Annotated in this window: 20 protein-coding genes; 13 read left to right on the top strand and 7 right to left on the bottom strand. The window is 60.7% G+C overall.

Annotated elements, in window-relative coordinates; translation table 11 throughout:
* Positions 1–64: 64 nt before the first annotated feature.
* Positions 65–994, bottom strand: coding sequence for a LysR family transcriptional regulator (locus tag F506_RS13455; RefSeq protein ID WP_053198197.1), 930 nt, complete (start codon positions 992–994; stop codon positions 65–67).
* A gap of 248 nt (positions 995–1,242) precedes the next feature.
* On the opposite strand from F506_RS13455, the gene F506_RS13460 reads away from it, so the two are divergent.
* Complete coding sequence (locus tag F506_RS13460; RefSeq protein ID WP_053198200.1) at positions 1,243–2,433, top strand: IscS subfamily cysteine desulfurase; 1,191 nt, start codon at positions 1,243–1,245, stop codon at positions 2,431–2,433.
* 73 nt (positions 2,434–2,506) lie between these two features.
* Here the strand turns inward: F506_RS13460 and F506_RS13465 are convergent, their stop codons facing one another.
* From F506_RS13465 to F506_RS13485, 5 genes are all read right to left on the bottom strand, one after another.
* Positions 2,507–3,037, bottom strand: a complete 531-nt coding sequence (locus F506_RS13465; protein ID WP_053198202.1) for a DUF4118 domain-containing protein — start codon at positions 3,035–3,037, stop codon at positions 2,507–2,509.
* A 22-nt stretch (positions 3,038–3,059) separates the two neighbouring features.
* On the bottom strand, positions 3,060–3,944 hold the full coding sequence (locus F506_RS13470; RefSeq protein ID WP_053198204.1) for an alpha/beta hydrolase: 885 nt from the start codon (positions 3,942–3,944) through the stop codon (positions 3,060–3,062).
* Between the two features lie 140 nt (positions 3,945–4,084).
* On the bottom strand, positions 4,085–5,602 hold the full coding sequence (locus F506_RS13475) for an ATP-binding protein (protein WP_053198206.1): 1,518 nt from the start codon (positions 5,600–5,602) through the stop codon (positions 4,085–4,087).
* A 2-nt stretch (positions 5,603–5,604) separates the two neighbouring features.
* On the bottom strand, positions 5,605–6,318 hold the full coding sequence (locus F506_RS13480) for a response regulator (protein ID WP_053198207.1): 714 nt from the start codon (positions 6,316–6,318) through the stop codon (positions 5,605–5,607).
* Between the two features lie 11 nt (positions 6,319–6,329).
* A complete protein-coding gene (locus tag F506_RS13485; RefSeq protein WP_235471150.1) occupies positions 6,330–7,631 on the bottom strand; it encodes an ABC transporter substrate-binding protein in 1,302 nt (433 codons plus the stop codon).
* A 447-nt stretch (positions 7,632–8,078) separates the two neighbouring features.
* Here F506_RS13485 and F506_RS13490 point away from each other — a divergent pair, with 447 nt between their 5' ends.
* From F506_RS13490 to F506_RS13535, 10 genes are all read left to right on the top strand, one after another.
* Positions 8,079–9,350 (top strand): ABC transporter substrate-binding protein, encoded by a 1,272-nt coding sequence (locus tag F506_RS13490; RefSeq protein WP_053198211.1) that lies wholly within the window; start codon positions 8,079–8,081, stop codon positions 9,348–9,350.
* Positions 9,351–9,452: 102 nt separating this feature from the next.
* Positions 9,453–10,367 (top strand): carbohydrate ABC transporter permease, encoded by a 915-nt coding sequence (locus F506_RS13495; protein WP_053198213.1) that lies wholly within the window; start codon positions 9,453–9,455, stop codon positions 10,365–10,367.
* 9 nt (positions 10,368–10,376) lie between these two features.
* The gene (locus F506_RS13500) at positions 10,377–11,303 is read left to right on the top strand and encodes a carbohydrate ABC transporter permease (protein ID WP_083457874.1); all 927 of its coding nucleotides are present in this window, start codon (positions 10,377–10,379) and stop codon (positions 11,301–11,303) included.
* 19 nt (positions 11,304–11,322) lie between these two features.
* Positions 11,323–12,456 carry an ABC transporter ATP-binding protein gene (locus tag F506_RS13505; RefSeq protein ID WP_053198215.1) on the top strand — a complete coding sequence of 378 codons (1,134 nt, stop codon included), beginning with the start codon at positions 11,323–11,325 and terminating at the stop codon, positions 12,454–12,456.
* A 51-nt stretch (positions 12,457–12,507) separates the two neighbouring features.
* Entirely contained in the window at positions 12,508–13,428 is a 921-nt protein-coding gene (locus F506_RS13510; protein ID WP_053198218.1) for a BadF/BadG/BcrA/BcrD ATPase family protein, read from the top strand.
* Positions 13,429–13,445: 17 nt separating this feature from the next.
* Entirely contained in the window at positions 13,446–14,591 is a 1,146-nt protein-coding gene (gene nagA, locus F506_RS13515) for an N-acetylglucosamine-6-phosphate deacetylase (RefSeq protein WP_053198220.1), read from the top strand.
* On the top strand, positions 14,584–15,594 hold the full coding sequence (locus F506_RS13520; RefSeq protein ID WP_053201599.1) for an SIS domain-containing protein: 1,011 nt from the start codon (positions 14,584–14,586) through the stop codon (positions 15,592–15,594). Before nagA ends, F506_RS13520 begins: the two co-directional genes overlap by 8 nt.
* 291 nt (positions 15,595–15,885) lie before the next feature.
* The gene (locus F506_RS13525) at positions 15,886–18,537 is read left to right on the top strand and encodes a type VI secretion system Vgr family protein (RefSeq protein ID WP_235471151.1); all 2,652 of its coding nucleotides are present in this window, start codon (positions 15,886–15,888) and stop codon (positions 18,535–18,537) included.
* Positions 18,538–18,540: 3 nt separating this feature from the next.
* The gene (locus F506_RS13530; protein ID WP_053198223.1) at positions 18,541–20,508 is read left to right on the top strand and encodes a phospholipase D-like domain-containing protein; all 1,968 of its coding nucleotides are present in this window, start codon (positions 18,541–18,543) and stop codon (positions 20,506–20,508) included.
* Positions 20,509–20,510: 2 nt separating this feature from the next.
* Complete coding sequence (locus F506_RS13535; RefSeq protein WP_200907674.1) at positions 20,511–21,812, top strand: SEL1-like repeat protein; 1,302 nt, start codon at positions 20,511–20,513, stop codon at positions 21,810–21,812.
* A gap of 243 nt (positions 21,813–22,055) precedes the next feature.
* Here the strand turns inward: F506_RS13535 and F506_RS13540 are convergent, their stop codons facing one another.
* The gene (locus tag F506_RS13540) at positions 22,056–22,967 is read right to left on the bottom strand and encodes a LysR family transcriptional regulator (protein ID WP_053198224.1); all 912 of its coding nucleotides are present in this window, start codon (positions 22,965–22,967) and stop codon (positions 22,056–22,058) included.
* 211 nt (positions 22,968–23,178) lie between these two features.
* Here F506_RS13540 and F506_RS13545 point away from each other — a divergent pair, with 211 nt between their 5' ends.
* Together F506_RS13545 and tcuC are read left to right on the top strand one after the other, a co-directional pair.
* Positions 23,179–23,958 (top strand): substrate-binding domain-containing protein, encoded by a 780-nt coding sequence (locus tag F506_RS13545; protein ID WP_053198226.1) that lies wholly within the window; start codon positions 23,179–23,181, stop codon positions 23,956–23,958.
* Positions 23,959–24,102: 144 nt separating this feature from the next.
* Positions 24,103–25,392 carry an MFS transporter gene (tcuC, locus tag F506_RS13550; protein WP_053198227.1) on the top strand — a complete coding sequence of 430 codons (1,290 nt, stop codon included), beginning with the start codon at positions 24,103–24,105 and terminating at the stop codon, positions 25,390–25,392.
* The last annotated feature ends 78 nt before the right edge of the window (positions 25,393–25,470 follow it).

The following is a 25,470-nucleotide window of genomic DNA, read 5'->3' on the forward strand; positions in this document are numbered from 1 at the left end:
ATATGAATTGTATGTCTGCATGCTGCTTGCTCTTGTTATTGCTATTACGTTGTTCATCGGACCGTTACAGCAAATCGTCGTGATCGCCGGCGTCGCGCCGGACGAAACCGTGCAGGATATTGCGCGCCGCCGTCTCGATGGCCTCGATCAGCGCCTGCGTGACGGCGCCCACGGGCTTGCCGAACGGCGTGACGACGCCGAAGTAAAACGGAATATTGACCGCCAGCGGGCGCACTGCGAGGCCTTCGATCGGCATGCCCAGTGCGGTCATCGGTTCGACCAGCGCCACGCCCAATCCGGCGCGCGCCGCCATGACGGCGTTGAACGAGGTGTTGGTTTCGATGGCGACGTCGAGCGGCTTGTCCTGCGCCAGCGCCATGTCGATGCGCTGGCGCAGGCGGTAGCGGTTGGACATGGTGATGACACGTTCGCCGCGCAGGACATCGACGGTAATGACATCCAGTGCAGCCAGCGGGCTATCTGCGCGCAGCACGGCCACGCACGGCGCCTGACCGATCCAATGCAGATCGAGGCCGCGATGCGCAACCGGCAGGCTGGTCAGGCCGAGACTCACCGTACGATGCAGCACCGAATGCACAACCTGCTCGGCCGAGGCGCTGCGCAGATGGATGTGCTCGGGCAAGCCGTTCTTTTCAATCAGCTTGAGCGCGGCGGGTGCAATGGTCGAGGCCAGCGCGGGGGTCGCCACCAGATGGATGGGCTGGCGCTCTTCGCGGCCGATTTCCAGCGCGCGTTCGCGGATCGTGCGCAGGCCGACCAGCGAGCGCTCGACCTCTTCGTACAGCAGGAATGCCTTGTCGGTCGGCGTCACGCGCGGACCGTTGCGGTCGAACAAGGCATAACCGAGTTCACCTTCCAGATCCTGGAGCGCTTTGCTGACGGCGGGCTGCGAGCGGCCAAGGCTGCGCCCGGCGCCGGTCACGCTGCCGATGGTCATCACCGCCGAAAAGGCTTCCAGTTGATTTAAGTCCATACGAGAAGGAGTTATATTATTTTCGGATTATAGGCGTATATTTATTCTGATTAAGTATAATCATTTTGCATAAGTTAAGATGAAAATCAGCTTAAGAACGGACATATCGGGCTTCACAGGCGATATCCAGGCATGTCAGTCCCTCCAGCCTTAAATTACATAATCGAATAATGAAATTCTTTTATATTCGTTTTTCATCTATTAATTTCATCGTACCGTAAGCGCATCTTTTCTCCGGACTCATCGCCATGACCGCTTCCTCCGCCACCAACCCGATTGCCGCGACCGCCGAGGTACCGCTGCAATTCCCCATCTATCTCGACTATTCCGCGACGACGCCGGTCGATCCGCTGGTGGCCACGCGCATGGTTGCCTACCTGACGGAGAAATTCGGCAATCCGGCCAGCAGCTCCCATTCATTCGGCTGGGAAGCCAAGGCTGCAGTCGAGAAGGCGCGAAAGCAGGTCGCCGCGCTGGTCGGCGCAAAGGCCGGCGAAATCGTCTGGACCTCGGGCGCCACCGAATCCAACAACTTGGCGCTGAAAAGTGCCGCCCACGCGCTGCGGGCAGCCGGTCGCGGCAAGCATCTGATCACCGTCAACACGGAACACAAGGCGGTGCTCGACACCATGCACACGCTGGAACGCGCCGGCTTCGACGTCACCTTTCTGCAGCCGCAGGCCGACGGCCTGATCACCGCCGGGCAATTCGCGGAAGCGCTGCGCCCCGACACCATCCTGGCGTCGGTCATGATGGTCAACAATGAAATCGGCGTGATACAGCCGATTGAAGCGATTGGTGAAATCTGCGCCGCGCGCGGCATCCTGTTTCATGTCGATGCGGTGCAGGCGGTCGGCAAGATCGCGATTGATCTGGCCGTGCTCAAGGTGGACCTGATGTCGTTCAGCGCGCACAAGATCTATGGCCCCAAAGGCATCGGCGCCCTGTTCGTACGCCACAATCCCGCACTCAGGCTGGAAGCCCAGATTGACGGCGGCGGCCATGAAAACGGCATGCGCTCCGGCACATTGCCGACGCACCAGATCGTCGGCATGGGCGAAGCCTTTGCGCTGGCGGCCAGTTTGCAGGACACCGAGGCCGCGCGCATCGGCGCCCTGCGTGACCGTTTATGGGAGGGATTGAAGGACTTGCCCGGCGTGGTGCTGAACGGCTCCGCAACGGCGCGCATTCCGCACAACCTCAATGTGAGTTTCGACCTGGACGGGGAAATTTCCGTGGCGGGACAACTGCTGGATATCGCGGTGTCGGCCGGATCGGCCTGTAATTCGGCCAATGCCGCACCGTCTTATGTACTGACGGCGCTGGGCCGGCCTGCAGCGCTGGCGCACAGCGCGATCCGTTTTTCCCTGGGCCGCTACACCACCGAAGCCGAAATCGACTACACCGTGGCGACGCTGCGCAAGCTGTTGCTGAAGTAACTCGCGCTGTAACTGAATCTGCAACTAAGCCTGCAGTTAAGTCCGCAACTAAGCCTGCAACTACGCCGATAACTCAGTCCTGGATCGGCGCCGAGTCGGACGTCACCGGTGCCGTCGATTCCTCTTGCTGGCGTTTGTTCACCGCCGCGAAGTGTTCCGCATATTCGGCGCGGCGCGCCTGATCGGACTCGATCAGCATCTGGTAGCGGGTTTCCGAGACGCGCTGCTGCAAGACCGCCGAATAGCGCTCGCGCTGCAACCATTCGATGATAATCGCGGCCAGCATCACGATGCTGCCGTAGACCACGATAAGGAACACGTCCTTGCTGCCCAGGCCATCCATCATGTAGTACGGCTTGCGGAAAAAATACAGCGCCGTCGGGATCGCCATCACCAGCAATCCGAACGAATACACGTAGCCGAAGAAGTAACTCATGATGATGCAGTTGATGGCGAAGAACAGCATCGACATCGATTCATCGACCACCGAACTGAGCACATAGCGCAGCACGAACGCCACCACAAAACCGCACAGGCAGACCAGGATGGGATAGAGACCGCCGTTTTTCCAGCGCTTGGAGTTTCTGAGTTTGATGATGCTCATGGAAGATCCTCTGCACCGCCGGTCAGCGGCGATCTTTCAGCGGCGAGTTATGCAACAGGTATTTCAGCGAGATGTCGTTGCTGTGCATCTCGATATTGCGTCGGATGAACTGCGCCGTCTCGTTGGTCACGATCTCGCGCTCGTTGTCGACCGTGATGATGTGATAGCAGTCGCCCAGCCAGATCACCTTGCGCACTTCGGAATTGATATTCGCCAGGATCATTTCGGCGTTGCGCGGCGCGGCCGTTTCGTCGTCGATGGAATGGATCACCAACGTGCTGGCGCGCACTTGCGACAGCGACTGCCGCACATAGGCCATCAGCTTTTGCGCCGCCCACAGATGACGCGCCGGGATTGCCGCCGCGCCGACTGCCGCCACGCCGTCCTTCTTCAGCGCGGCTGCGACGCGCCGGCGCATTTCAAAATTCTTGATGCCGTAGGGATCGCTTTCCTTGTAGGTCCAGTTGCGATAACCGAGGCGATACGGAACGTTCATCATGCGGTGGTACCACGGGATTGACCAGCCGTCATAGCGCAACACCGGCGACAGCAGCACCACGCTGAGGATTTCCTTGCTGAAGCTGGCCACCGCCAGCGCCAGCGTCGCCCCCATGCTGAGACCGCACAGCGACACGGTCTTGTGCTCTTCCTTGAGCTTGACGACCTTGCTCTCGACCATGGCGCACCAGTCCATCCAGTTGGGCGTGACGCCCGGATCGGTCAGCGAGGCGGAATAGTTCGGGATCTGCATCTCCACCACGGTACAGTTGGCCTTCTTGAGCGCCTTGGGAATGGTGCCCAGTTCCAGGCTGGAGCCGCACAGGCCGTGCAAAAGGATCACTGCGTGATCTTTTTGGCGCTCTGCCTGGCGTTCAAGCTGATGGTCGTTGCGAACAGTCTGGTTCATGCGATGGTGGACAACGAGATACTAAATAGGATGATATTTAATCAACCCACATTGTAGACGGGTATGAGAATTAATTCAGCCGGTTTTGCGAGGAGCGCCAATTTGCGCCCTCTTTTTCGACTCTGCTGCCACATACAGGTTCAGCGCGCCGGAACGATGATGGTCGCAATCAGGCCTCCCTGCGGATGATTGCGCAGCAGCAGTTCGCCGCCGTGCGCCTGCACGATGTTGCGCGCGATCCCCAGGCCCAGACCCATGCCGCCGCTATTGGCGCTGCGTCCGTGCTCAAGCCGTACATAGGGCTGGAACAAGCTGCCCATAGCGTCTTCGGGTACGCCGGGTCCGTGGTCCCGGATCTCGATTTCGACCATGTCGCCTTCCAGCGCCTGCGACTGGCGGATGGCGATTTCCACCTTTTCTCCATAATGCAGTGCATTGTCGAACAGGTTGCCGATAGCGCGCTTCAAGGCCAGCGGCTTGGCCATGACGTTGATGCCGGACGGCTCGAACGCCACCTCGTGCCCGGCCATGCTGGCGTCGCGGATCATGCGCGCCACCAGCGCATCGAGCCGCACTTCGGTGCGGTTTTCATGGATATCGCTGTCCTTCACCGATTGCAGCGCGCCCTTGACCATCATGTCCAGCTCGTCGAGGTCGTCGTGGAATTCGGTGCGCATGTCGTCGTCGTCGAGCAGCTCGGTGCGCAATTTGAGTCGCGTGATCGGCGTGCGCAGGTCGTGCGAGATTGAGACAAACAGGCGCTCGCGGTCTTCCAGGTAACGCTTGATGCGTTCGCGCATGCCGCTGAAGGCGCGCGCGGTCTTGACGAATTCGCGGCTGCCGGTCTCGGGCAACTCCGGCACAGTCTCGCCCTTGCCGAAGGCTTCGGCGGCATCCGACAGCGCCGCCAGCGGCCGCGTGGTCCAGCGCACCACCAGGATCGTCAGCAACAGGATCGCGGCCAGCGACAGCCCCTGCAGGACCACGCGGTCCAACGACAAGGGGTTGCTGCTGTCGAGGAAATACGGATTGGGCATCAACGCCGCCAGGTACAGCCACTTGCCGGACTCGATCTGAGTCTGGATCACCAGCACCGGTGCCGGATTCGGCTTGATCAGCAGGATGTGCTGCACCCAGCTGTCGGGCAGGTCGCCGATCTTGAGGCCGTCGTCGGACACCGGCAGGTTGTCGGGCCAGGCGAAGCTGAGGTGGAATTCCGGCAAGAAGGGCAAGTCCGATTTCAGCGTCTCCCCCGCCGCTTCGGCGGCGATATCGGCCAGCGAATTGGAGGCAATCGACGGTATCGGCACCAGCGCGCTGTTGGCGTTGATGAAGAAGCGCGTGCCGCCCATTTCGCGCAACTGCTGGATCATGATCGGGCGGTAGTTCGCGGGCAGCGTCATGAAATACCGGATCGCGCCTGATGCGCTGTGAGCAAGATGCTGCGCCGCCACACGGGTCTCCGCCTCGGACTTGGTGCGCAGCTGCGCCGCCCAGATCAATCCGCCGGCCAGTTGCGTCACCAGCACGCCGAAGATCATCACCACCGACAGGCGTCCCAGCAGCGAATTCGGCAGCACCCGATCAAGCAGGCGTGTGATCGCCACGGAGGAGCGGCCACTGAATACCTTGGGCAGGACCGAAGGCAATCCCGACATGATCAGATCGCCGCCGCCGTCACGTCAGCCGAGAAGACATAACCCGCACCGCGCACCGTCTTGATGAGGTGCGGCTGCTTGCCGTCGTCGCTAAGACGCAGGCGCAGTTTGCTGATCTGCACGTCGAGCGAACGATCCAGAGGGCCGGCGTCGCGGCCGCGGGTTTCTTCGCTGAGCACGTTGCGGTCGAGCACGTCGCCCGGATGTTCGACGAAGTACTTCAGCAACTGGTAATCCATCCCGGTCAGCGCCACCACCTGCCCTGCACTGTCGAGCAGGGTGCGTTCCACCGTGTCCAGCGTGAAACCAACGAAGCGATAGAAGCGCGGCGCTGCGGCGTTGTCGATGCCGGTGCGGCGATGGATGGCCTTGATGCGCGCCAGCAGTTCGCGCGGGCTGTAAGGTTTGGCGATGTAGTCGTCGGCGCCCAGCTCAAGTCCGACCACGCGATCGGTTTCGTCCGAACTGGCGGTGAGCATGATGATCGGCACATTCGATTTGCGCCGCACGATCTTGCACAGCGCGAAGCCGTCGGTGTCCGGCAGCATGACGTCGAGGATCACCAGCGACAATTCGTCGGCGTAGCGCTGGAATTCGGCAAGAAAGGCTTCGCCGTTATGCGCCAGGCGCACTTCGTACTGGTTCTTCTCCAGATAGGTTTTGAGGAGAGTCCGGGTCTTCTGGTCGTCATCGACGATAAGGATTTTGCGCGTCATTACGGTGATCTTTACTCCACTTTTCCGGTTCTCGAAAGCGCCCTGGCGATCGATGCGAGTCGGCGCTGCGCCTCGGCTTCGCTGATCTGGTCATCGACGAAGAAGCGCCGCAACTCGGCCACAATGGCGTCCTTGGTGGTTTCGTCGGTAGCCATGCGATGCACCAGGCTCGGTGCGAGGTAAGCCGAACCCTTGCTGAACACGCGCCAGGAATTCTGCGAGCAGCCGTCCATCTTGCTGGTGTCAGGCGAACGCCAGACCGGGATCGCGCCTTTGAATTTATTGTAGTCGGATTGCACCGCTGGCGACATCGCAATCTGCGCCAGCACTTCCTGCGCCGGCTGGTGCGAGTAGTCGTCGGCGAACATCGCCAGCGTGTCGATGCTATACAGGTGATAGTCCGCCGTGCCCGGCACGGCGGCGCAGCCGAATTGCTGGTCGGCGCTCAGGCCCCAGGCGTTGAAGTCGCCCTTGGCCCAGTCGCCCATGATGAACATGCCCGCCTCGCCGTCAGCCAGCTGGCGCGCCACTTCGGTCCAAGGCCGCTCCTTCACCGGCGACTGCATTGCCTGCCTGAGCCCGCGCAAGCGCTGCAGCGCACGCAACAGCCGGGCATCGGTGAACGCGCGCGGACTGAGGTCGACAAACAGTTGGCGATAGTACGCCGGACCTCCTTCGGACAGCACCAGCGTCTCGAACAAGGTCGCGACTTGCCACGACTCGCTGCTCTGCGCCAGCGGAACAACGCCGGCCTGCTTCAGCCTGGCCGCGACCTTGTCGAACTCATCCCAGCTGCGCGGCACGCTCAGCCCGAGGCGGTTGAACACCGCGATGTTGTAATAGAGATTGTTGATGCGATGGATGCCGAGCGGCGCAGCAACGACGTGGCCATGATTGTTCAGCAGCGACCACACAGTCGGAAACAGCAACTTTTGCCAGTTTCCCTGCGCAGACACGTTGTCGAGTTCGAGCAGCAATCCCAGATCGGCCCATTCGCCGAAGATGACGCCGTTGAGTTGCGTGACCTCAGGCGCACGTCCGGCCAGCACCATGCTCTTGAGCACCTTTCCCGCGCCGATGCCGGCGCCGCCGGGAATCGCAAAATCACGCCACTGGATATTCTGCTCCGCCAGCTTGCTGCTCAGCACGTCCACCGCCTTGCGCTCGCCGGAAGAAGTCCACCAATGCAGCACCTGCAGTGACGCCGGCGCCGGCGTCACTGCAGGACCGGCGGCTTGCGCCGGCTGGCCCCCACACAACAGCCACAGCGACAGCAGCGCCGCCAACAATAATGTTGCGGCGCGCAGCGTCATCTCCCGGTGTCTCGTCAATGCAGGCCTTGTCATTTTTATCATTCTGATTTTTTGCCGTCTCCAAAGCGCGTGAAACTATAGCGTAACTACCCCTTCCGACGCGATGAGAACATCAATTGGACTGAGGTTTTGTAAAGAAATGTAATGTTTTATTTAGTTTCCTGTTTTGGTGCAGGACCGGCTTGCACACCCGGCCGCAACGCCGCCATTGGGATGTCCGCCATCAGCCTCAATCGTCTGTAAATATATGTAATCCATGCACAACAGCAATTCAATTATTTTCGATTTAAATCAATAACTTAACGAGTTTCTCCTGCCGCGTTTCCAAACGCTCGCATCACACGTACTCCGGTGCTACTGTCGCGCCGCTGGCTCTGCAATTGCGGATTTTTTCGGAAGCTCAGAGCGGCCTTCATCAATGTACAAAAAACCATTAGGAGACCTTTGATGCAAACCGTTAAAAAAGCCCTCGCCCTTGCCACCCTGAGCAGCGCCGTCTTGCTGGCGCTGGCCGGCGGCAACGCCCAGGCCGGCACGCTGACCATCGAAAGCTGGCGCGTCGACGACCTGGCGCTGTGGGAGAACGTCCTGATCCCGGCTTTCCAGAAGAAGAATCCCGGCGTCACCGTCAAGTTCTCGCCCACCGCTCCGACCGAATACGACTCCACCCTGACCGCGCGCCTGGCCGGCGGCACTGCCGGCGATCTGGTCGCCTGCCGTCCGTTCGACGTTTCACTGTCGCTGTACAACAAGGGCCATCTGGAAAAACTCGACGGCAAAGCGGGCATGGAGTCCTTCCCGGCGTCCGCCAAGGTGGCGTGGCAGACCGATGACGGCAAGGACACCTTCTGCATGCCGATCGCATCGGTCATGCACGGCTTCCTGTACAACCAGAAGATCTTCAAGGAACTGAACCTGCAGCCGCCGAAGACCGAAGCCGAATTCCTCAAGCTGCTCGAGACCGTCAAGGCCGGCGGCAAGTACACCCCGCTGGTGCTCGGCACCGCCGACCAATGGGAAGCGCACCAGGTGTTGTTTACCGGCGTCGGTCCCAACTACTGGAAGGGCGAAGCCGGCCGCAAGGCGCTCATCGCCGGCAAGGCCAAGTTCACCGATCCGCAATTCCTGAACGTCTGGGAATATGAAGCCAAGCTCGGCAAGTACCTGTCCAAGGGTGCGTCTGCACAGACCTACGGCGACAGCCAGAACATGTTCGCACTGGGCCAGGGCGCAGTGTATGCCGCCGGCTCGTGGGACATCGCCTACTTCAACGCCAATGCCAGCAGCAAGCTGGAACTGGGCGTGTTCCCTCCTCCGGTGCCGAAGGCCGGCGATTCCTGCTACATCTCCGACCACAATGACATCGGCATGGGCGTGAACAAGAAATCCAAGAACAAGGAAGATGCCTACAAGTTCCTGGCATGGCTGGGTTCGCAGGAGTTCGCCGACATCTACACCAACAAGGTCACCGGCTTCTTCTCGCTCTCGAACCACCTGATCTCGGTCAAGGATCCGATCGCCAAGCAGATGATCGACTGGCGCAAGTCGTGCTCGTCGACCATCCGCGTCAACTCGCAGATCCTGAACCGCGGCACGCCGAGCATGGAAAACGAGATGTGGAACGTCAACGCGCAAGTCCTGAACGGCAAGATGACGCCGAAGGATGCGGCGACCAAGATCCAGACCGGCTTCGCCAAGTGGTACAAGCCGCAACAATAAAAAAACAATAAGCATTGCAGCAACGCCGGCGCAGAACCATCTGCGCCGGTGCTTGGCTGCCCACGCACTCAGGTTTTTCCAGTCTTCACTTCCGGAGTCACAGTGAAAACAGCTCGCCCCTGGCACATCGTCGCTTTCCTGGCGCCGGCGGTCATCATCTATTCCATGTTCAGTGCGCTGCCGTTGCTCGACACGCTGCGCCTGGGCTTCTACAGCAGCAACGACGCCGGCGTGCACAGCTTCGTCGGCCTCGACAACTACCGCACCATCCTGTTCGATTCGGACTGGTCCACGGCGTTCTGGAACGCGATGTGGAACAACGTCAAGTTCTTCTGCATCCACATGCTGCTGCAAAATCCGATTGGCCTGCTGCTGGCCACGCTGTTCAGCCTCAAAGGACTGCGCGGCGCCCGCACTTACCGCACTTTGATTTTCCTGCCGACGCTGTTGTCGGTGGTGATCATCGGCTTCATCTGGCAACTGATCATTTCGCCGCTGTGGGGCGTGGGTGAAAAACTCATGACGCTGGTCGGCCTGGGCGACTATTTCGCCCCCTTCCTGGGCCAGGAGTCCACCGCGCTGTTCACGCTGTCACTGATCTCCGTGTGGCAATACATCGGCATCCCGATGATGCTGATCTACGCTGCGCTGCTGGCCGTGCCGGAAGAAGTACTGGAAGCCGCCCATGCCGAGGGCGCCGGCGCTTTGCGCATCTTCTGGCAAATCAAGCTGCCGCTGATCTGGCCGACGCTGGGGCTGGTCACGATCCTGACCTTCGTCGCCAACTTCAACGCCTTCGACCTCATCTATTCGGTCAAGGGCGCGCTGGCCGGCCCGAACTATTCGAGCGACCTGCTGGGCACGTTCTTCTACCGCACCTTCTTCGGCTACCAGGCCCAGGTCGGCAGTCCGACCATGGGCGCGGCGGTGGCGACGCTGATGTTCCTAGTGATCCTGGCCGGCGTCGGCACTTATTTCTATCTGGTGCAGCGCAAGCTGACCCGCTACGAGCTTTAAGGAATCGCGATGACTTCAGTTTCTTCCACCATCGCACCCGCGGCGCAGGAGAATCACGGCAAGGCCGGCAAGGCTGGCACTGCCCGCGGTCCCTCGCTGATTCAGCGCAGCTTCGGTCCGGCCGGCCATATCTGGGTGCACATCGTGCTGTGCCTGTATGCGGTGATCGCGCTGTTTCCGATTGCGCTGATCCTGATCAATTCGGTCAAGTCGCGCCAGGCGATTTTCGACAACCCGATGGCCTTGCCGACGGTCGACAGCTTCTCGCTGATCGGCTTCCACAAGGTGCTGTCGAACACCAACTTCCTGCTCTACTTCGGCAACAGCCTGGTGGTGACGATAGGCTCGCTGATCCTGATCGTGCTGTTCGGCGCCATGGCGGGCTGGGCGCTGTCGGAATACAAATTCCGCGGCAACCGCCTGATGACCCTGTTCATGGCCATCGGCATCATGATCCCGATCCGGCTCGGCACCGTCTCCATCCTGCAGCTGGTGGTGTCGCTCGACCTGATCAATACGCGCACCGCACTGATCCTGGTCTACACCGCGCAGGGCCTGCCGCTGGCGGTGATGATCCTGTCCGAGTTCATCCGCCAGATTCCGACCGAGCTCAAGGATGCCGCGCGCTGCGACGGTGTCGGCGAGTTCAGGATCTTTTTCCAGATCATCCTGCCGCTGATCCGCCCCGCCATCGCCACTGTCGCTGTGTTCACCATGATCCCGGCATGGAACGACCTGTGGTTCCCGCTGATCCTGGCGCCCGGCGACCAGACCAAGACCGTGACGCTCGGCGTGCAGCAATTCATCGGCCAGTACGCCACCGACTGGAATTCAGTATTGGCGGCGCTGTCGATGGCCGTCATTCCGATCCTGATCCTGTACACGCTGTTCTCGCGCCAGTTGATCCGCGGCCTGACTTCCGGCGCAGTGAAGTAATCCATCCAAGGTAAACATCATGGCAAACGTAAGCATCAAAGACTTGAAGAAATCCTACGACGGCAAGCAAAACGTGCTGGCCGGCCTTAACCTCGATATCCGCGACGGCGAATTCTGCGTGCTGGTCGGCCCCTCCGGCTGCGGCAAGTCGACCCTGCTGCGCATGCTGTGCGGTCTCGAAGACATCAGCGGCGGCGAGCTGGCCATCGGCGGCGATATCGTCAATCACCTGCCGCCGGCCAAGCGCGGCATTGCCATGGTGTTTCAAAGCTATGCGCTGTACCCGCACATGAACGTGTACAAGAACATGGCCTTCGGCCTGAAGATCGCCGGCAGCAACAAGGCCGACATCGACGAGCGCATCCGCCACGCCGCCGGCATCCTCAAGATCGATCACCTGCTCGAACGCCTGCCGCGCGAGCTGTCCGGCGGCCAGCGCCAGCGCGTCGCCATCGGCCGCGCCATCGTGCGCAAGCCGCGCCTGTTCCTGTTCGACGAGCCGCTGTCCAATCTCGACGCCGCGCTGCGCGTACAGACCCGGCTGGAGATCGCCAAGCTGCACAAGCAACTGGCCGCCACCATCGTCTACGTCACGCACGATCAGGTCGAAGCGATGACGCTGGGCGACAAGATCGTGGTCATGCACGACGGCCACATCCAGCAGGCCGGCACACCGCTGGAGCTGTACCAGCATCCGCAGAATTTGTTCGTGGCCGGGTTCATCGGATCGCCGAAGATGAACTTCCTGCCGGGCGTGGTAACCGCCGTGGCGGAAGATGGTCTCGAAGTCGCCGTGTCGGGCGGACACAAGGTGCGTGTCGACGTCGTTCCCGGCAAGGCCGGCGTCGGCGACAAAGTCACGCTCGGATTGCGCGCCGAACACATCCATGAAAACACTGCCGGCTCCGAACAGTTCAGCGGCCAGGTGAATCTGGTCGAGCATCTCGGCGAAGCCAATTTCATCTACGTCACGCTGTCCGGCGGACAAGACATCGTGGTGCGCGGCGACGGCAACCGCAATGTCGGGATCGGCGAAACCATTGAACTATCAGCAGACACCAATGTCTTTCACGTCTTCGATAGCGACGGCAACGCCTTGCGCCGCCTGAAACCGGGCAACGTCCTGTCGTCGCGCCAGCAAGTGCAGCATTGACGGTGCGGCGTCGACTACACATTAGTAAAAATTTGAGACAACGGACAACGGATGGACCAGGCATACGACTATCTCATCGGTGTAGATGGCGGCGGCACCAAAACGCTGGTGCGCGTGGTCCCAGCTGACGGCAGCCCGCCGACTGAAGCGACCGGTCCCGGATCGGCACTGCGCAACGGCGCACCGGCCGCCTGGAACGCAATCCTGACCACGCTGCAAGGTGCCTTCGCGCAGACCGGCATGCCCATGCCATCGCTGGCGCGCATGGCCGCCGGCATGGGCGTGGCCGGCTACAACGTGACGCAATGGGCGGCTGATTTCCGCGCCCAGGCGCCCGCCTTCGGCGCGCTGGAGATCGTCAGCGACGCCACCACCACACTGCTCGGCGCGCATCAGGGCCGGCCCGGCGCCATCATCGCGGTCGGCACCGGCACCATCGGTGTGGCCCTGTATGCCGACGGCAGCGAACACGTGGTCGACGGCTGGGGCTTTCCCTCCGGAGACGATGCCAGCGGCGCCTGGATGGGACTGCGTGCGATCAATCATGCCCAGCATGTAGTCGATGGCCGCGCCCCGCATGGCGCCTTGTCGGCGGCGACGGTGGCGTTTTGCGCGACGGACGGCGCCGTCATCAATCCCGGACGCAGCGAACGCGACGTCGTGCTTGACTGGCTGTCGCAAGCAGACCAGGCCGCGTTCGCCCGGCTCGCGCGACTGGTCATCGCCCACGCCGGCGACGATCCGGCGGCGCGTGCCATCCTGACCGAGGCAGCAGCCGAACTGGAACTGATGGCCGCCACGCTGGATCCGGACAAGCAATTGCCGCTGGCGCTGTGCGGCGGCCTGGCCGGCGCGCTGCAAGAATATTTCTCGCCGGCGCTGCAGCAACGCATCACACCGGCGCTGGCCGATGCTGCCGACGGCGCCTTGCTGCTGGCGCGTCGCCGGCTGTCATCAAGTCTGACCATTTGAAGAACGGAGCTAAGCCCATGTCCTCCATCACCCAGGTTCGCGGCAACGTCCTCACGCCGCACGGCTGGATCGACGGCGCCATCAGTTTCGGCGACCTGATCTGCAGCATTGACGGTGCGCAGCTGGAATTCGAACCGGCCGACGGCACGCCGCACGCCAACGACGGCGACTACATCCTGCCCGGCTTCATCGACCTGCACGTGCATGGCGGCGGCGGCAAGGATGTCATGGAAGGCGGCGACGCCATCGACGTCATCGCGCGCCTGCATGCACGCCATGGCACCACCAGCCTGCTCGCCACCACCATGACGGCGCCGCTGGACGAACTCGAAGTTGCGCTCAAGGCCATCGGCAGCGCCAGCCGCAGACGCGAACCAGGCAGCGGCCGCGCGCGCATCCTCGGCGTGCATCTCGAAGGTCCTTACATCAATCCCGGCAAGCTCGGTGCGCAACCCGACTTCGCCATCGAAGCGACACTGGAGCAGGTCGACTGGCTGGCCAGCTTCGCGCCGATCAAGCTGATCACCATCGCGCCGGAAGTCGACGGCCACCTCGAACTGGTGCGTGTCCTGACCACCGGCGGCATGCTGGTGCAGATCGGCCATACGCTCGGCACCTACGACGATGGCGTCGCGGCGCTGAAGAACGGCGCCGCCGGCTTCACCCATTTGTTCAACGCCATGAGCGGCTTCCACCATCGCGAACCGGGCATGGCCGGCGCCGCGCTGGCGCATGCGGAATACGCAGAGCTGATTCCCGATCTGCTGCACGTGCATCCCGGCGCCATCCGTACTGCGCTGCGCGCCATCCCGCGCCTGTATTGCGTGACCGACTCCACCGCCGCCGCCGGCATGCCCGACGGCGACTACGCGCTGGGCCGCCAGGTGGTGCACAAATGCGCCGGCGGCGTGCGCCTGGCCGACGGCACCTTGGCCGGCAGCACGTTGACGATGGACCAGGCGCTGCGCAACCTGATCGCCATGGGCCTGGATATTTCCGAAGCCTCGCTGCGCACCTCGACCTATCCGGCCGACTACCTCGGCGTCAAGGAACGCGGCCGCCTCAAGCCCGGCTGCTTTGCCGACATCCTGGTATTCGATCGCCAGTTCAAATTAAAAGAAGTCTACGTAGAAGGAGAAAAGATTGACCTCGCTCATGCTTAAGGAGGCCCGTTCGGCCGGCAGTCACGTCGCCGAGCAGCTCGCCCGCGACCAGGCCCGTTATGCCGAACTGGGGCGCTGGCTGCGCACGGCGCCGCCGTCAGGGATCGTCACGGTGGCGCGCGGCAGTTCCGACCACGCCGCCAGCTATTGCGCCTACCTGACCATGGTGCGCCTCGGTCACATCGTGGCCTCGCTGCCGATGTCGCTGGTGACGCTCAACAAGGCGCCGCTGATTGCCCGCGATGCGCTGGCGATCGCCATTTCGCAATCCGGGCAAAGCCCCGACGTGATCGAGCCGATCCGCTACTTCCGCGATGGCGGCGCCACCACGGTGGCGCTCATCAATGACGCCGAATCGCCATTGGCGAAGACCGCCGAATGGACGTTGCCATTGCACGCCGGCGCCGAACTCAGCGTGGCCGCGACCAAGAGTTTCATCGCCAGCCTGGTCGCCGGCGCACTGTTCGCCGGTCACTGGCAAGACGACGCCGGCTTCCTGCACGCGCTGGACAGCCTGCCGGAATCGCTGCAGCGCGCCGCCGACAGCGACTGGTCCAAAGCCGTCGAGATACTCGCTCCGGCCACCAGCATCATGGTGGTCGGGCGCGGCATCGGTTTCCCGCTGGCGCTGGAAGCGGCGCTCAAATTCAAGGAAACCTCCGCCATCCAGGCCGAAGCATTCAGCGGCGCCGAAATCAAGCACGGTCCGATGGCGCTCATCAACGAGGGCTATCCCTTGCTGATGTTCGCCACCCGCGGACCCACCCAGGCCGGCATGCTGCAGCTCGCCGCCGAAATGCGCCAGCGCGGCGCCAAAGTCCTGCTGGCGGCGCCCGCCGATATCGCCGAACGTGACCTCACCCTGCCGACCGCAGTCACACCGGATCTCGATCCTATCGTCGCGATCCAGGCGTTCTACGTAATGGCGGCCCAACTGGCCGTGGCGCGCGGCATGGATCCCGACAAGCCGCGCCATCTGAGCAAGGTCACCAAGACCAGCTGAATGTCAGACTAACAGCCTTCCTCCCCGTGACACCCTGATGTAGTAGTGCACTTTCGCCGCCTCAGCCTCCCAAGGCTGAGGCGGTTTATCTTTTACGGCAACTGCTTCTGTTTGTGGCAACACCTCACCACATCCTCTGCGCGCACACCCAAGAGCAAAAAAAGAATTCATTTGCGACGCAATTACATATAAATGAAGTATAGAAATCGTTCTATATGCATGTTCCTGAGCATCTCTTAGCATGCCTTTTCGATCACGTCACCCCGACGACACCGCGAAGGAATGCCAGAGATGAACAAACCATCAGTAATCTGCCAGCAGCAATATCACGTCGCCATACCCGGCACCGCCTCCGCAGCGGCATTGTCGGTGGTGTCATTTGAAGCCACCGAGACCTTGGGTGAGCCGTATCGCGTCGTAGTGCAGCTCACCCACCCGCAAGAATTGCATCGTGCGGACTACCTCGGCAAGGAAGCCAGCTTCACCATCACGCCATCGGTCGTCGATGCGCTGTTCGGCAATGCCAACGATGCACATGAAGGACGTACCTTCGTGGGCTGCATCACCCACTTCAACAAACGCAAACAGACCCACGACTTCCACCGCTACGAATTCACCATCGAACCGCTGGTCGCACGTCTGCGCCTGACCCACACCAGCCGCGTCTTTCAGAAGAAGACGGCCCCGCAAATCATCGAAGCGATCCTGCGTCGTCACGACTTCAACGGTAACCAGTTCCAGTTCAAGACCCGCCGCACCTATCCAGAACACGCCTTTCGCCTGCAATACCAGATGAGTGATTGGGACTACATCCATTTGCTGATGCAACAGGAAGGTCTGCACAGCTATTTCACTCCCGGCAAGTTCGGCGACATCATCGTCTTTGGTGACGACATCGATCACTACATCTACCAGCCCGAACTCAAGGTGCCGTATCGCGAAACCGCCGGACTGGAAGCGAATACCGAAACGGTATTCAGCCTGCAAACGCAGTCGCAAACGGTTCCCGCTTCGTATCGCGTCGCCGACTACCATCCGGCCGACGCCTGGGAGCGCTTCAAGGAAGAAGCCAATATCGACCGCGCCGACAAGACCACCTACGGTCAACCTTATGTCTACGGCAGCCATCATCTGAATCAAAAAGATGCCAAATGGGAAGCGCAACTACGCCATGAAGCAGCGATTGCGCGTCAGATCGTCTATACCGGCGAAAGCAACGTCCTCGAACTGTGTCCTGCACGCATCCTGCGCATGGATCAATCCCTGCCGGACGCCCCCAACGGCCAGGTCATCGTCAGCGTCACCCACAGCGGCGCACGCGACGCCGCCTACAAGAACAGCTACACCGCGATTCCGAGTGACCGCCGCTTCCGGTTGCAACTCGACGAAGCCAACTGGCCGAAGATCGCCGGCACCTTATCGGCACGCGTCACCTCACCCGGCAAGTACCCGCATGCCTACATCACTAAGCACGGCCACTATACGGTCCGCTTCGATCTTGACTTCGATGAATGGAACCCCGGTGGCGAGAGCGTGCCGCTCCGATTAGCCAAGCCCTTCGCCGGCGCCCACGAAACCGGTTTCCACTTCCCGATCATTGACGGCACCGAAGCGGCGATTGCCTTCATGGACGGCAACCCGAATAAACCCTACATCGCCCACCTGCACCACAACAGCCGACAGCCTGACCACATCACCACCGAAGACCGCTGGCTGAGCCGCAACGTCATCCGCACGCAGAGTAACAACAAGTTGCGCATGGAGGATTGGAAAGGGCAGGAGCATATCAAACTCAGTACTGAGCATTCCGGCAAGAGTCAGTTGAATCTCGGGCATCTGGTGGACAGCAAGCGCCAGCCGCGTGGGCAAGGTGTTGAACTGCGCACCGATGCCCATGCGGCGATCCGCGGCGGCAAGGGTGTGTTCATCAATGCCGATGCACAGCCAGGAGCGCAGGGTAAACAGTTGGACATGCAAGCCGCAATCGCCAATTTGGAAGCCTCTCTGGAGCAGACTTATGCTTTGACCCAAGCCACCAAATCTGCACAAGCCATTGCCGCCGACTATGCCGAACAAAAGGCATTTCTCGACGACACCTTAAAACAACTCAAGCAAGCCGGAATCGTCATGAGTGCACCCGCTGGAATTGCCCTGGCATCCGGAACGGACGTGCAGGTTTCCGCGCGCGAGCATCTGATCGCCACGGCGGGCGGCAATGCCGATATCAGCGTCATGAAGCGCTTTACGGTCGCGGCGGGTGAAGCCATTTCTCTGATTGCGCACAAGCTTGGCATGAAACTGTTCGCCGCCAAAGGCAAAATCGAGATACAGGCGCAAAGCGATGACTTGGCGCTGACGGCAGACAAGAACGTCATGATGACCAGCGCCAACGGCCGCCTCGCCATCAGCGCCAAGGAAGAAATCCTCCTCAAGGCTGGCGGCTCGTACATCCGGATCACGCCCCTGGGCATTGAAGAAGGCACCCTGGGCAACAGAACGTGGAGAGCCGCAAGTCATCGTCGGCCAGGTCCGGCAAGTCTGCCCGGCGATCATCGTTTACCTGCCGGTGATTTTTTACCAAAAATACCGCTGAATCTGAGTGCCGTGATCGCCCCGGCGTCGCATGCAGCATTACCCCTCGGCATGCCCTATGAACTGCTCGCCGATGGCGTCCCGATCAGCAAAGGCGTCATCGACGCCAGTGGACAAATGCCGGTGGCGCATCAGCGCGGCGTGCAGCAGTACGCAGTAAAGCTAGGCAATGGCATGCATCTGAAGCTACCCATGACAGAAGCGTGGCGAGGCGACGAACGCAATGCGACGCTCGCCAATACCGGCTTCCATCGCCACGAACAAGGACAGACTGACACAGAAACAAAGCAAGATCGCGCGCACTATCGCGACATCTACCAGCAACTGCTCAACCTCACCCAGGAAGGATAAGACATGAGCATCCTCCACGAAGACCAGACCATCACCGTCCCCATCGCCACCGACCACACCCGCAGCGCCACCCTCACGCTGCCGTGGTTTGTCCAGGGCACCGTCTACTCCCCCAAAGGCTGTTCGTTTGAGCCGCTGGTCAATGGCGAAGCCGCCTTTGGCGCCATTTACGACGCCATCGAACAAGCCACCCACAGCATCGACATCATTTGCTGGGGCTTTCAGCCGTCGATGTACTTCAAGCGCGGCTACCTTGCCGGCAACCTCACCATCGGCCAGCTGCTCGACAAGAAAGCAGAAAAAAAGGGCCTCAAGATACGTCTCTTGCGCTGGAGAAGCGTGGACAATGGCGCGCAATTCATCGAAGACCCCGCTCCCGGCGACAACCCCACCGCCACCACCGCTGATCACGTCGCCGCCGCCTGGCATAAACAAGCGCCTAAAGACCTGCGCACCCCATGGCAACGGGATTTCGATGTGCAGTGGTACCGCCGGGCACACATCGCCGGCAATCCCTTGCTGCCTCACTTGCTACCGACCGGCAACCTGATCTACGCCACCCGTGACATGAGTCTGATGGGACGCGGGCGCGCCGCCGTACATGCTGGCCAGCAAACGAAGGACCCGCAAGCCACCGCCGTGATGAGCCTCTTCCCCTCCCATCACCAAAAGATGGTCCTCATCGACTACGAAGACCCCGCCCGCGCCGTCGGCTTCGTCATGGGCCACAACATGCTCGACGCCTACTGGGACCGCGACGGTCACAGCGCAACCCGGCACGGCCCCGACGAAGGCCGCAACGGCGCTACGCCCCGGCAAGACATCTCCAGCCGTCTGCACGGCCCCATCCTGATCTCGCTGAACCACAACTTCTGCCAGGCCTGGGACGACGCCACCGCAGACCATCTCCTCAAAAAACGCCAAGTCCTCGAAGCACAGCATCAACCCATCACGAATCGCTGCGTCAGGCAAAGCGGCACCCCCGTCATGGCGCAAATTCTGCGCACCCAGCCCGAACACGGTGAAACCGACATCCGGCGCGGCTACGCGCAAGCCATCAACAACGTCACCAGCTACCTCTATATCGAAAACCAGTACTTCCGCTACCCCAGGCTGGCCGCACAGATCAAGGCCGCCGTACAACGCCAGGTCAATGCCGGACGCCCCGTCGACCAATACCCGATCCACCTGTTCGTCGTCACCAACGCCAGCGACGACGGCATCGGCCCCGGCACCTTGCGCACCTACGAACTCCTGCGCGCGCTGGGCCGTCCCGACGTCATGCCCGGCATCGCCCTCGAAGACAAGAAAGATAATCTGCAACAGCAGTATCAGGAAGCCTGCAACGCCGAAGTGCGCGCCCACGCCAAAGCCAACGCCATTGCCAGCAACCGCAGCCTCTACGACACCCCGGCGCAACAGCAAGCCAGCCACGACAGGCTCAAGGCCGCCCAGGCACAACGGCAACAAGCCAAAGACAAACAAGCCGCGCTGCAACAGCAGATGAACGAAGCCATGCAACAGCAGCAAGACCTGCAAAGCAATCCCGATGCCGCGGACAAGACCGTCCTGCCGACCGCCACGCCGGGCTTAAAGGTGCATATCTGCAGCCTGGTCGCCCCCGACTCCCCGGCAGAGAACTGGATGCCGGTCTACATCCACTCCAAACTGATGCTCATCGACGACACCTACACCATGCTCGGCTCAGCCAACATCAATGTGCGCAGCATGGAGGCCGATAGTGAATTGAACATCTGTCATGAGCGCGCTGACGCGACCCAGCCGCTGCGCAAGAAGTTGTGGAATTTGCATACGAATAACAAGGGTGGGCAGGACAATGTGGGGGATGCGTTTGAAAAGTGGGGAGATATCATCCGGCGTAATAAAAATAATCGGGCAAAAAAACTGCGGCCGGAAGCTTCACTGGTCGGCTTCATCTATACCGGCACTGAACGCAAATCAATGGACTGAACATGCCAACCCATCCCTACCGTCACTTTATTACTTTACTGCTCGCATCGAGCTTCTTACTGACTGCCTGCTCCAAGGAGAAACCTGTGCCTGCCGTACCCGATACCACTGCTTTACGCGCCAATCTGGCTTTCACGTGTACAAAAGAAGCCGACCGCCTGCCGACTCTGAATCCCGACGCTGATCAATTGTTTAAATACGCCCGCTGGCTGGAGAAGCAAGCCGGCGAGCCACACTATGACGAGGTAGCACGCTACTACCGCATTGCCGCCGCCCACGGTCATTACAAGGCCAACAGCAACCTGCAAAAGCTGGTGTCGCAAGGGCAGGCGGAGTCGCCCAATCCGAGCCGGGAAACCGTGCTATTGGCGCAGCAACTGATCGATGCAGGCATCCCCGGCGGTTACTACGACATGGCCCGGTATCTGGAGCTGGGCTATGGCGTCAAGCGTAGCCATCAGAATGCGCTGATCTACTACCGCAAAGCGGCGGACCTTGGCAGTCCCGACGCGCAATATTATGTTGCCGAGCAACTGGCGCCGATTGATATTGCACCGGAGATTGCACGGCAGATGCGTCAATGTGCAGCCAATCAAGGGCATGGTGAAGCAGCACAGATGTTAGGTATAGATTTACAAACAGATAATCTCTACGCCGCAGCCGTTCAAGCCTTCCAGAAAGCTGTCGCAGCAGGCAATACCGAATCGGCCCTTAAACTGGAAGATAGTTTTAAAGGTGTCTTACCGTCAGATACGCTGGACTACCTCGCCCTCCCCGAAGACCTCGAACGCTCACGCCGTTACAAGGAAATTAAATTACTGCTGCGCCACAACGAAAGCAAGAACCCCAAAGTCCCCGACATCGACCAGATTGTGCCGTTGCCGCCAGCGAAACTGCCGCACTGGGACGGCACCTTTCAGTGGAAGAAGGAGCAGGACGCCGCCGTCGCCCCCGCCAAGCCCGACGAGAAGCTGGTAGTGCGCCTGGCCAACGACAAGCGCCTCGACCCCGCCACCGGTCTCCTGATTCCGCGTGAACCACTGGGCACGCCCGCTAAAACTGGCTCAGCCTGTCCGGAGAGCGGTACGTGGTGCGCTCAATGGGCCAACCGGCATTTCAGTATTGTCCAAACCAAAGGACAAACCATGCCACCGGTCACGGTGGTACTGCCGCGCGATGAGCCTGTCTGGATGCCGGTTATCGTCCCCGCCTTCCTCGACACCATCAAACTGTGGCCGCACGACCCCAACATCATTGATGTGACCTGGAGGCTGGAGGCGTATCTGGAAACAAAAAAGGTATAGAAAGATGGTGTGGAATTTGGCAACGTCAGCGAAGAGCAAAGCCATCGTGACAATCCTCACGATGGCAGTCAGTGCTTGTCTACTGACTGCCTGTTCCAGGTTCCAAGGAGAATCCCTTGCCCAAAGTCGCCTATGCCGCTGGTGACGTGCAGCACGGCTGCAAATTTCGAGGACGAAGCAGTGGAGGAGATATCTACGCCACTATCGATTGCTGCGTCCCTCGCGCCAATGCTGATTCACCGCTTACGCCTGAAAAGGCTTAGGCGGTTTATTTTTGAGTGCGTCATACAAATACTGCGCACTCGACGACAATTTGCGGCCCTTTTTACGCAGCAATCCCAGCGTGCGTTCGACCTTGGGCTCCACCAGCGGAACCGCTTTCAACATGGAATAGCCGTCTGTCGGCATCGCCAGATGCGGTACGGCAGCGACGCCCAGGCCTGCCGCCACCCAGGCCAGCGACGTCGCCACATGGCGCACTTCAAATGCCGCACTGGGCCTGACCTCGGTTGCCGCCAGGGCCTGGTCCAGCACCAGGCGGTTGCCGCTGGAACGCGCCACGCCGACATAGGGGTACTGATCGATCTCACGCCATTTCACCGACTTGCGTTGCGCCAGCGGATGATCCTGACGGCAGGCCAGCACAAAACGCTCGCTCATCACCGCATCGAAATCGATATCGCTCTCTTGCGCGCCGATGAAGTTGACGCCAAAGTCGGCTTCGCCGCGCTGCACGCAATGCAGCACATCGTTGGCGCCTTCGTCGATGATCTTGACGTGAATATTCGGATAGGCCGCATTGAACTGGGCAATCACCGGCGGCAGATAGTGATACGCCACCGAAGGGACGCAGGCGATGCTCACCTCGCCGCCCGAACGGCCGGCGATATCGCTGATACTCAGCAGGGAATTCTCCACGCTGGCCAGTATTTCCTGCGCCTTGGCATAAAACTCCCGTCCTACCACCGTCAAGGTAACCCGCCGCGTGGTGCGTTCGAACAAGCGCACGCTGAGCGCATCTTCCAGTTTATCGATACGCCGCGACAAGGCCGGTTGCGACAGGTTGATCGCTGTCGCAGCAGCACGGAAACCGCCGCGTTCCACCACCGCCACCATGGCCTGCAAATCGCCGATATCGAAGCGCAGTTGTTTCATGGGCAATCCCGTCCTTATCGCATGTCGATTGATGCTTTACACACATCAAAATCAATAAAATATGCATTTTACTTTATCAATCGGCTTTGTAAAAATCGCGCTCTTGCTTCCTGTTTCTTCAGGAATACTCGCTGGCACGGCGCCGCACACGCCTCAATAAAAACAACGACCAGAGACAACTTGTTCGTGCAATCGAATTGAAAAGACCATCATGCGCCGCACCTTTCTGCTAACCTGCCTGACAACCCTCGCCCTCGCGCTTTCCCCCTCCAGTTGGTCGGCGGAGCTCCACGTCATGAATTCCGGCGGTTTTACCGCTGCCTACAAAGCGCTCGCCCCCGGCTTCGAGCAAAGCACCGGCAACACACTGACTACCGCCTGGGGACCATCGATGGGCGCGGCGCCGGAAGCCATCCCCAATCGCCTGCAACGCGGCGAACCGGCCGATGTCGTGATCATGGTCGGCTACGCACTGGACGAATTGATCAAACAAGGCAAAGTCATTGCCGACAGCCGCACCGGCCTGGCCGACTCGCGCATCGGCATGGTGGTGCGCGCGGGTCACCCCAAGCCTGACATCAGCACGCCCGAGGCCTTGAAACAAGTGCTGCTCAATGCACGCTCCATCGCCTACTCGGACAGCGCCAGCGGCGTCTATATAGAGCGCGAGCTGTTCAAGAAACTTGGCATTGAGCAACAAGTCAGGGGCAAGGCGAAAATGGTGCCAAAGATACCGGTGGCGGGCGTTGTCGCCAGCGGCGAATATGAGCTGGGCTTCCAACAGGTCAGCGAGTTGTTGCCGGTCGCCGGCGCCGACTTCGTCGGCAAGATCCCGGAGTCGCTACAAAGCGTCACCCTGTTCGCCGCCGGCGTCCCGGTCGGCTCTCAGCATCCTGCCGAGGCACGCCAGTTGATCCGCTTCCTGGCCTCACCCCAGGCCGCAGCCGAAGTCAGCAAGAGCGGCCTGGACCCGTTGCCCACGCAAAAATAAGCGCATCATGAAAGCTGTTAGAAAGCTATGGGGCGCGAGCTTGAGATAGACTCGGGCCGCGAGCGACCAATAATAAAAGCCAGCGCCCGTTGATACTCAGAAAACACATAGTCCGGTTCAGCCGGACATAATCAGAGACAAATCATGACATCTCATACTTCTGCCAAGTCCTCGAAATTCGCCACCGTCCTGCGTGTCACCAGCGGCAATTTCATGGAAATGTTCGACTTCTTCCTCTTCGGTTTCTACGCCAGCTACATCTCGAAAGCCTTCTTCCCGAGCGGCGATGAGTTCGCCTCGCTGATGCTGACTTTCATGACCTTCGGCGCCGGCTTCCTGATGCGTCCGCTGGGAGCGATCATCCTCGGCGCCTACGTCGACCGTGTCGGTCGCCGCCAGGGCCTGATCGTCACGCTGGCGCTGATGGCGCTGGGCACCATGCTGATCGCCTTCGTGCCGGGCTACGCCACCATCGGCTTGCTGGCGCCTGCGCTGGTGCTGATCGGCCGCCTGCTGCAAGGCTTCTCGGCCGGCGTCGAACTCGGCGGCGTGTCGGTCTACCTCGCTGAAATGGCAACGCCGGGCCGCAAGGGTTTCTACGTCAGCTGGCAATCGGCCAGCCAGCAAGTCGCCATCATCGTCGCAGCAGCCATCGGTTACGGCCTCAATGTGTGGCTGACCAAGGACCAGGTCGGCGACTGGGGCTGGCGCGTACCGTTCTTCATCGGCTGCATGATCGTGCCGGTGCTGTTCGTCATCCGCCGTTCGCTGCAGGAGACGGATGAATTCCTGGCGCGCAAACGCAAGCCGAACCTGAACGAAATCTTCCGCTCGATGCTGGAAAACTGGAAGCTCGTCATTGCCGGCATGATGCTGGTGTCGATGACTACCGTGTCGTTCTACCTCATCACCGTCTATACCCCGACCTTCGGCAAGAACGTGCTCAAGCTGAGCACCGAAAGCGCGCTGATCGTCACCTTCTGCGTCGGCATATCCAACTTCATCTGGCTCCCGGTCATGGGCGCGCTGTCGGACCGTATCGGCCGCCGTCCGCTGCTGCTGGTGTTCACCGCATTGACGATCCTGACCGCCTACCCGGCCATGACCTGGCTGGTCGGCGACGCCACTTTCGGCAAGATGCTGGTGGTCGAACTGTGGCTGTCCTTCCTCTACGCCAGCTACAACGGCGCGATGGTGGTAGCCCTGACCGAAGTCATGCCGGTCGACGTGCGTACTGCCGGATTCTCGTTGGCATACAGCCTCGCGACTGCGGTATTCGGCGGCTTCACCCCCGCCATCGCCACCGGCCTGATCGAAATCACCCACGATAAGGCCGCACCCGGTCTGTGGATGAGCTTCGCCGCCGTCTGCGGCCTGATCGCCACGCTGGTGCTGTATCGCAAGAAATCGCTGGCGGTGCCGGTCGCTGCCTGATTGTTCAGGCACAAAAGAAAAGCGGGAAGCGGCTTGCGCCCTTCCCGCTTTTTTTACGTCCGCCGCTTCACTTCGTTC

This window comes from Herbaspirillum hiltneri N3, assembly GCF_001267925.1.
GTDB classification, from domain to species: Bacteria; Pseudomonadota; Gammaproteobacteria; order Burkholderiales; family Burkholderiaceae_D; genus Herbaspirillum; species Herbaspirillum hiltneri.

Excerpts from the sequence above, each read along its gene's own strand:
- F506_RS13455 (WP_053198197.1), bottom strand. The coding sequence starts at position 994 with ATGGACTTAAATCAACTGGAAGCCTTTTCGGCGGTGATGACCATCGGC.
- F506_RS13460 (WP_053198200.1), top strand. The coding sequence starts at position 1,243 with ATGACCGCTTCCTCCGCCACCAACCCGATTGCCGCGACCGCCGAGGTA.
- F506_RS13465 (WP_053198202.1), bottom strand. The coding sequence starts at position 3,037 with ATGAGCATCATCAAACTCAGAAACTCCAAGCGCTGGAAAAACGGCGGT.
- F506_RS13470 (WP_053198204.1), bottom strand. The coding sequence starts at position 3,944 with ATGAACCAGACTGTTCGCAACGACCATCAGCTTGAACGCCAGGCAGAG.
- F506_RS13475 (WP_053198206.1), bottom strand. The coding sequence starts at position 5,602 with ATGTCGGGATTGCCTTCGGTCCTGCCCAAGGTATTCAGTGGCCGCTCC.
- F506_RS13480 (WP_053198207.1), bottom strand. The coding sequence starts at position 6,318 with ATGACGCGCAAAATCCTTATCGTCGATGACGACCAGAAGACCCGGACT.
- F506_RS13485 (WP_235471150.1), bottom strand. The coding sequence starts at position 7,631 with ATGACGCTGCGCGCCGCAACATTATTGTTGGCGGCGCTGCTGTCGCTG.
- F506_RS13490 (WP_053198211.1), top strand. The coding sequence starts at position 8,079 with ATGCAAACCGTTAAAAAAGCCCTCGCCCTTGCCACCCTGAGCAGCGCC.
- F506_RS13500 (WP_083457874.1), top strand. The coding sequence starts at position 10,377 with ATGACTTCAGTTTCTTCCACCATCGCACCCGCGGCGCAGGAGAATCAC.
- F506_RS13505 (WP_053198215.1), top strand. The coding sequence starts at position 11,323 with ATGGCAAACGTAAGCATCAAAGACTTGAAGAAATCCTACGACGGCAAG.
- F506_RS13510 (WP_053198218.1), top strand. The coding sequence starts at position 12,508 with ATGGACCAGGCATACGACTATCTCATCGGTGTAGATGGCGGCGGCACC.
- nagA (WP_053198220.1), top strand. The coding sequence starts at position 13,446 with ATGTCCTCCATCACCCAGGTTCGCGGCAACGTCCTCACGCCGCACGGC.
- F506_RS13520 (WP_053201599.1), top strand. The coding sequence starts at position 14,584 with ATGCTTAAGGAGGCCCGTTCGGCCGGCAGTCACGTCGCCGAGCAGCTC.
- F506_RS13525 (WP_235471151.1), top strand. The coding sequence starts at position 15,886 with ATGAACAAACCATCAGTAATCTGCCAGCAGCAATATCACGTCGCCATA.
- F506_RS13530 (WP_053198223.1), top strand. The coding sequence starts at position 18,541 with ATGAGCATCCTCCACGAAGACCAGACCATCACCGTCCCCATCGCCACC.
- F506_RS13535 (WP_200907674.1), top strand. The coding sequence starts at position 20,511 with ATGCCAACCCATCCCTACCGTCACTTTATTACTTTACTGCTCGCATCG.
- F506_RS13540 (WP_053198224.1), bottom strand. The coding sequence starts at position 22,967 with ATGAAACAACTGCGCTTCGATATCGGCGATTTGCAGGCCATGGTGGCG.
- F506_RS13545 (WP_053198226.1), top strand. The coding sequence starts at position 23,179 with ATGCGCCGCACCTTTCTGCTAACCTGCCTGACAACCCTCGCCCTCGCG.
- tcuC (WP_053198227.1), top strand. The coding sequence starts at position 24,103 with ATGACATCTCATACTTCTGCCAAGTCCTCGAAATTCGCCACCGTCCTG.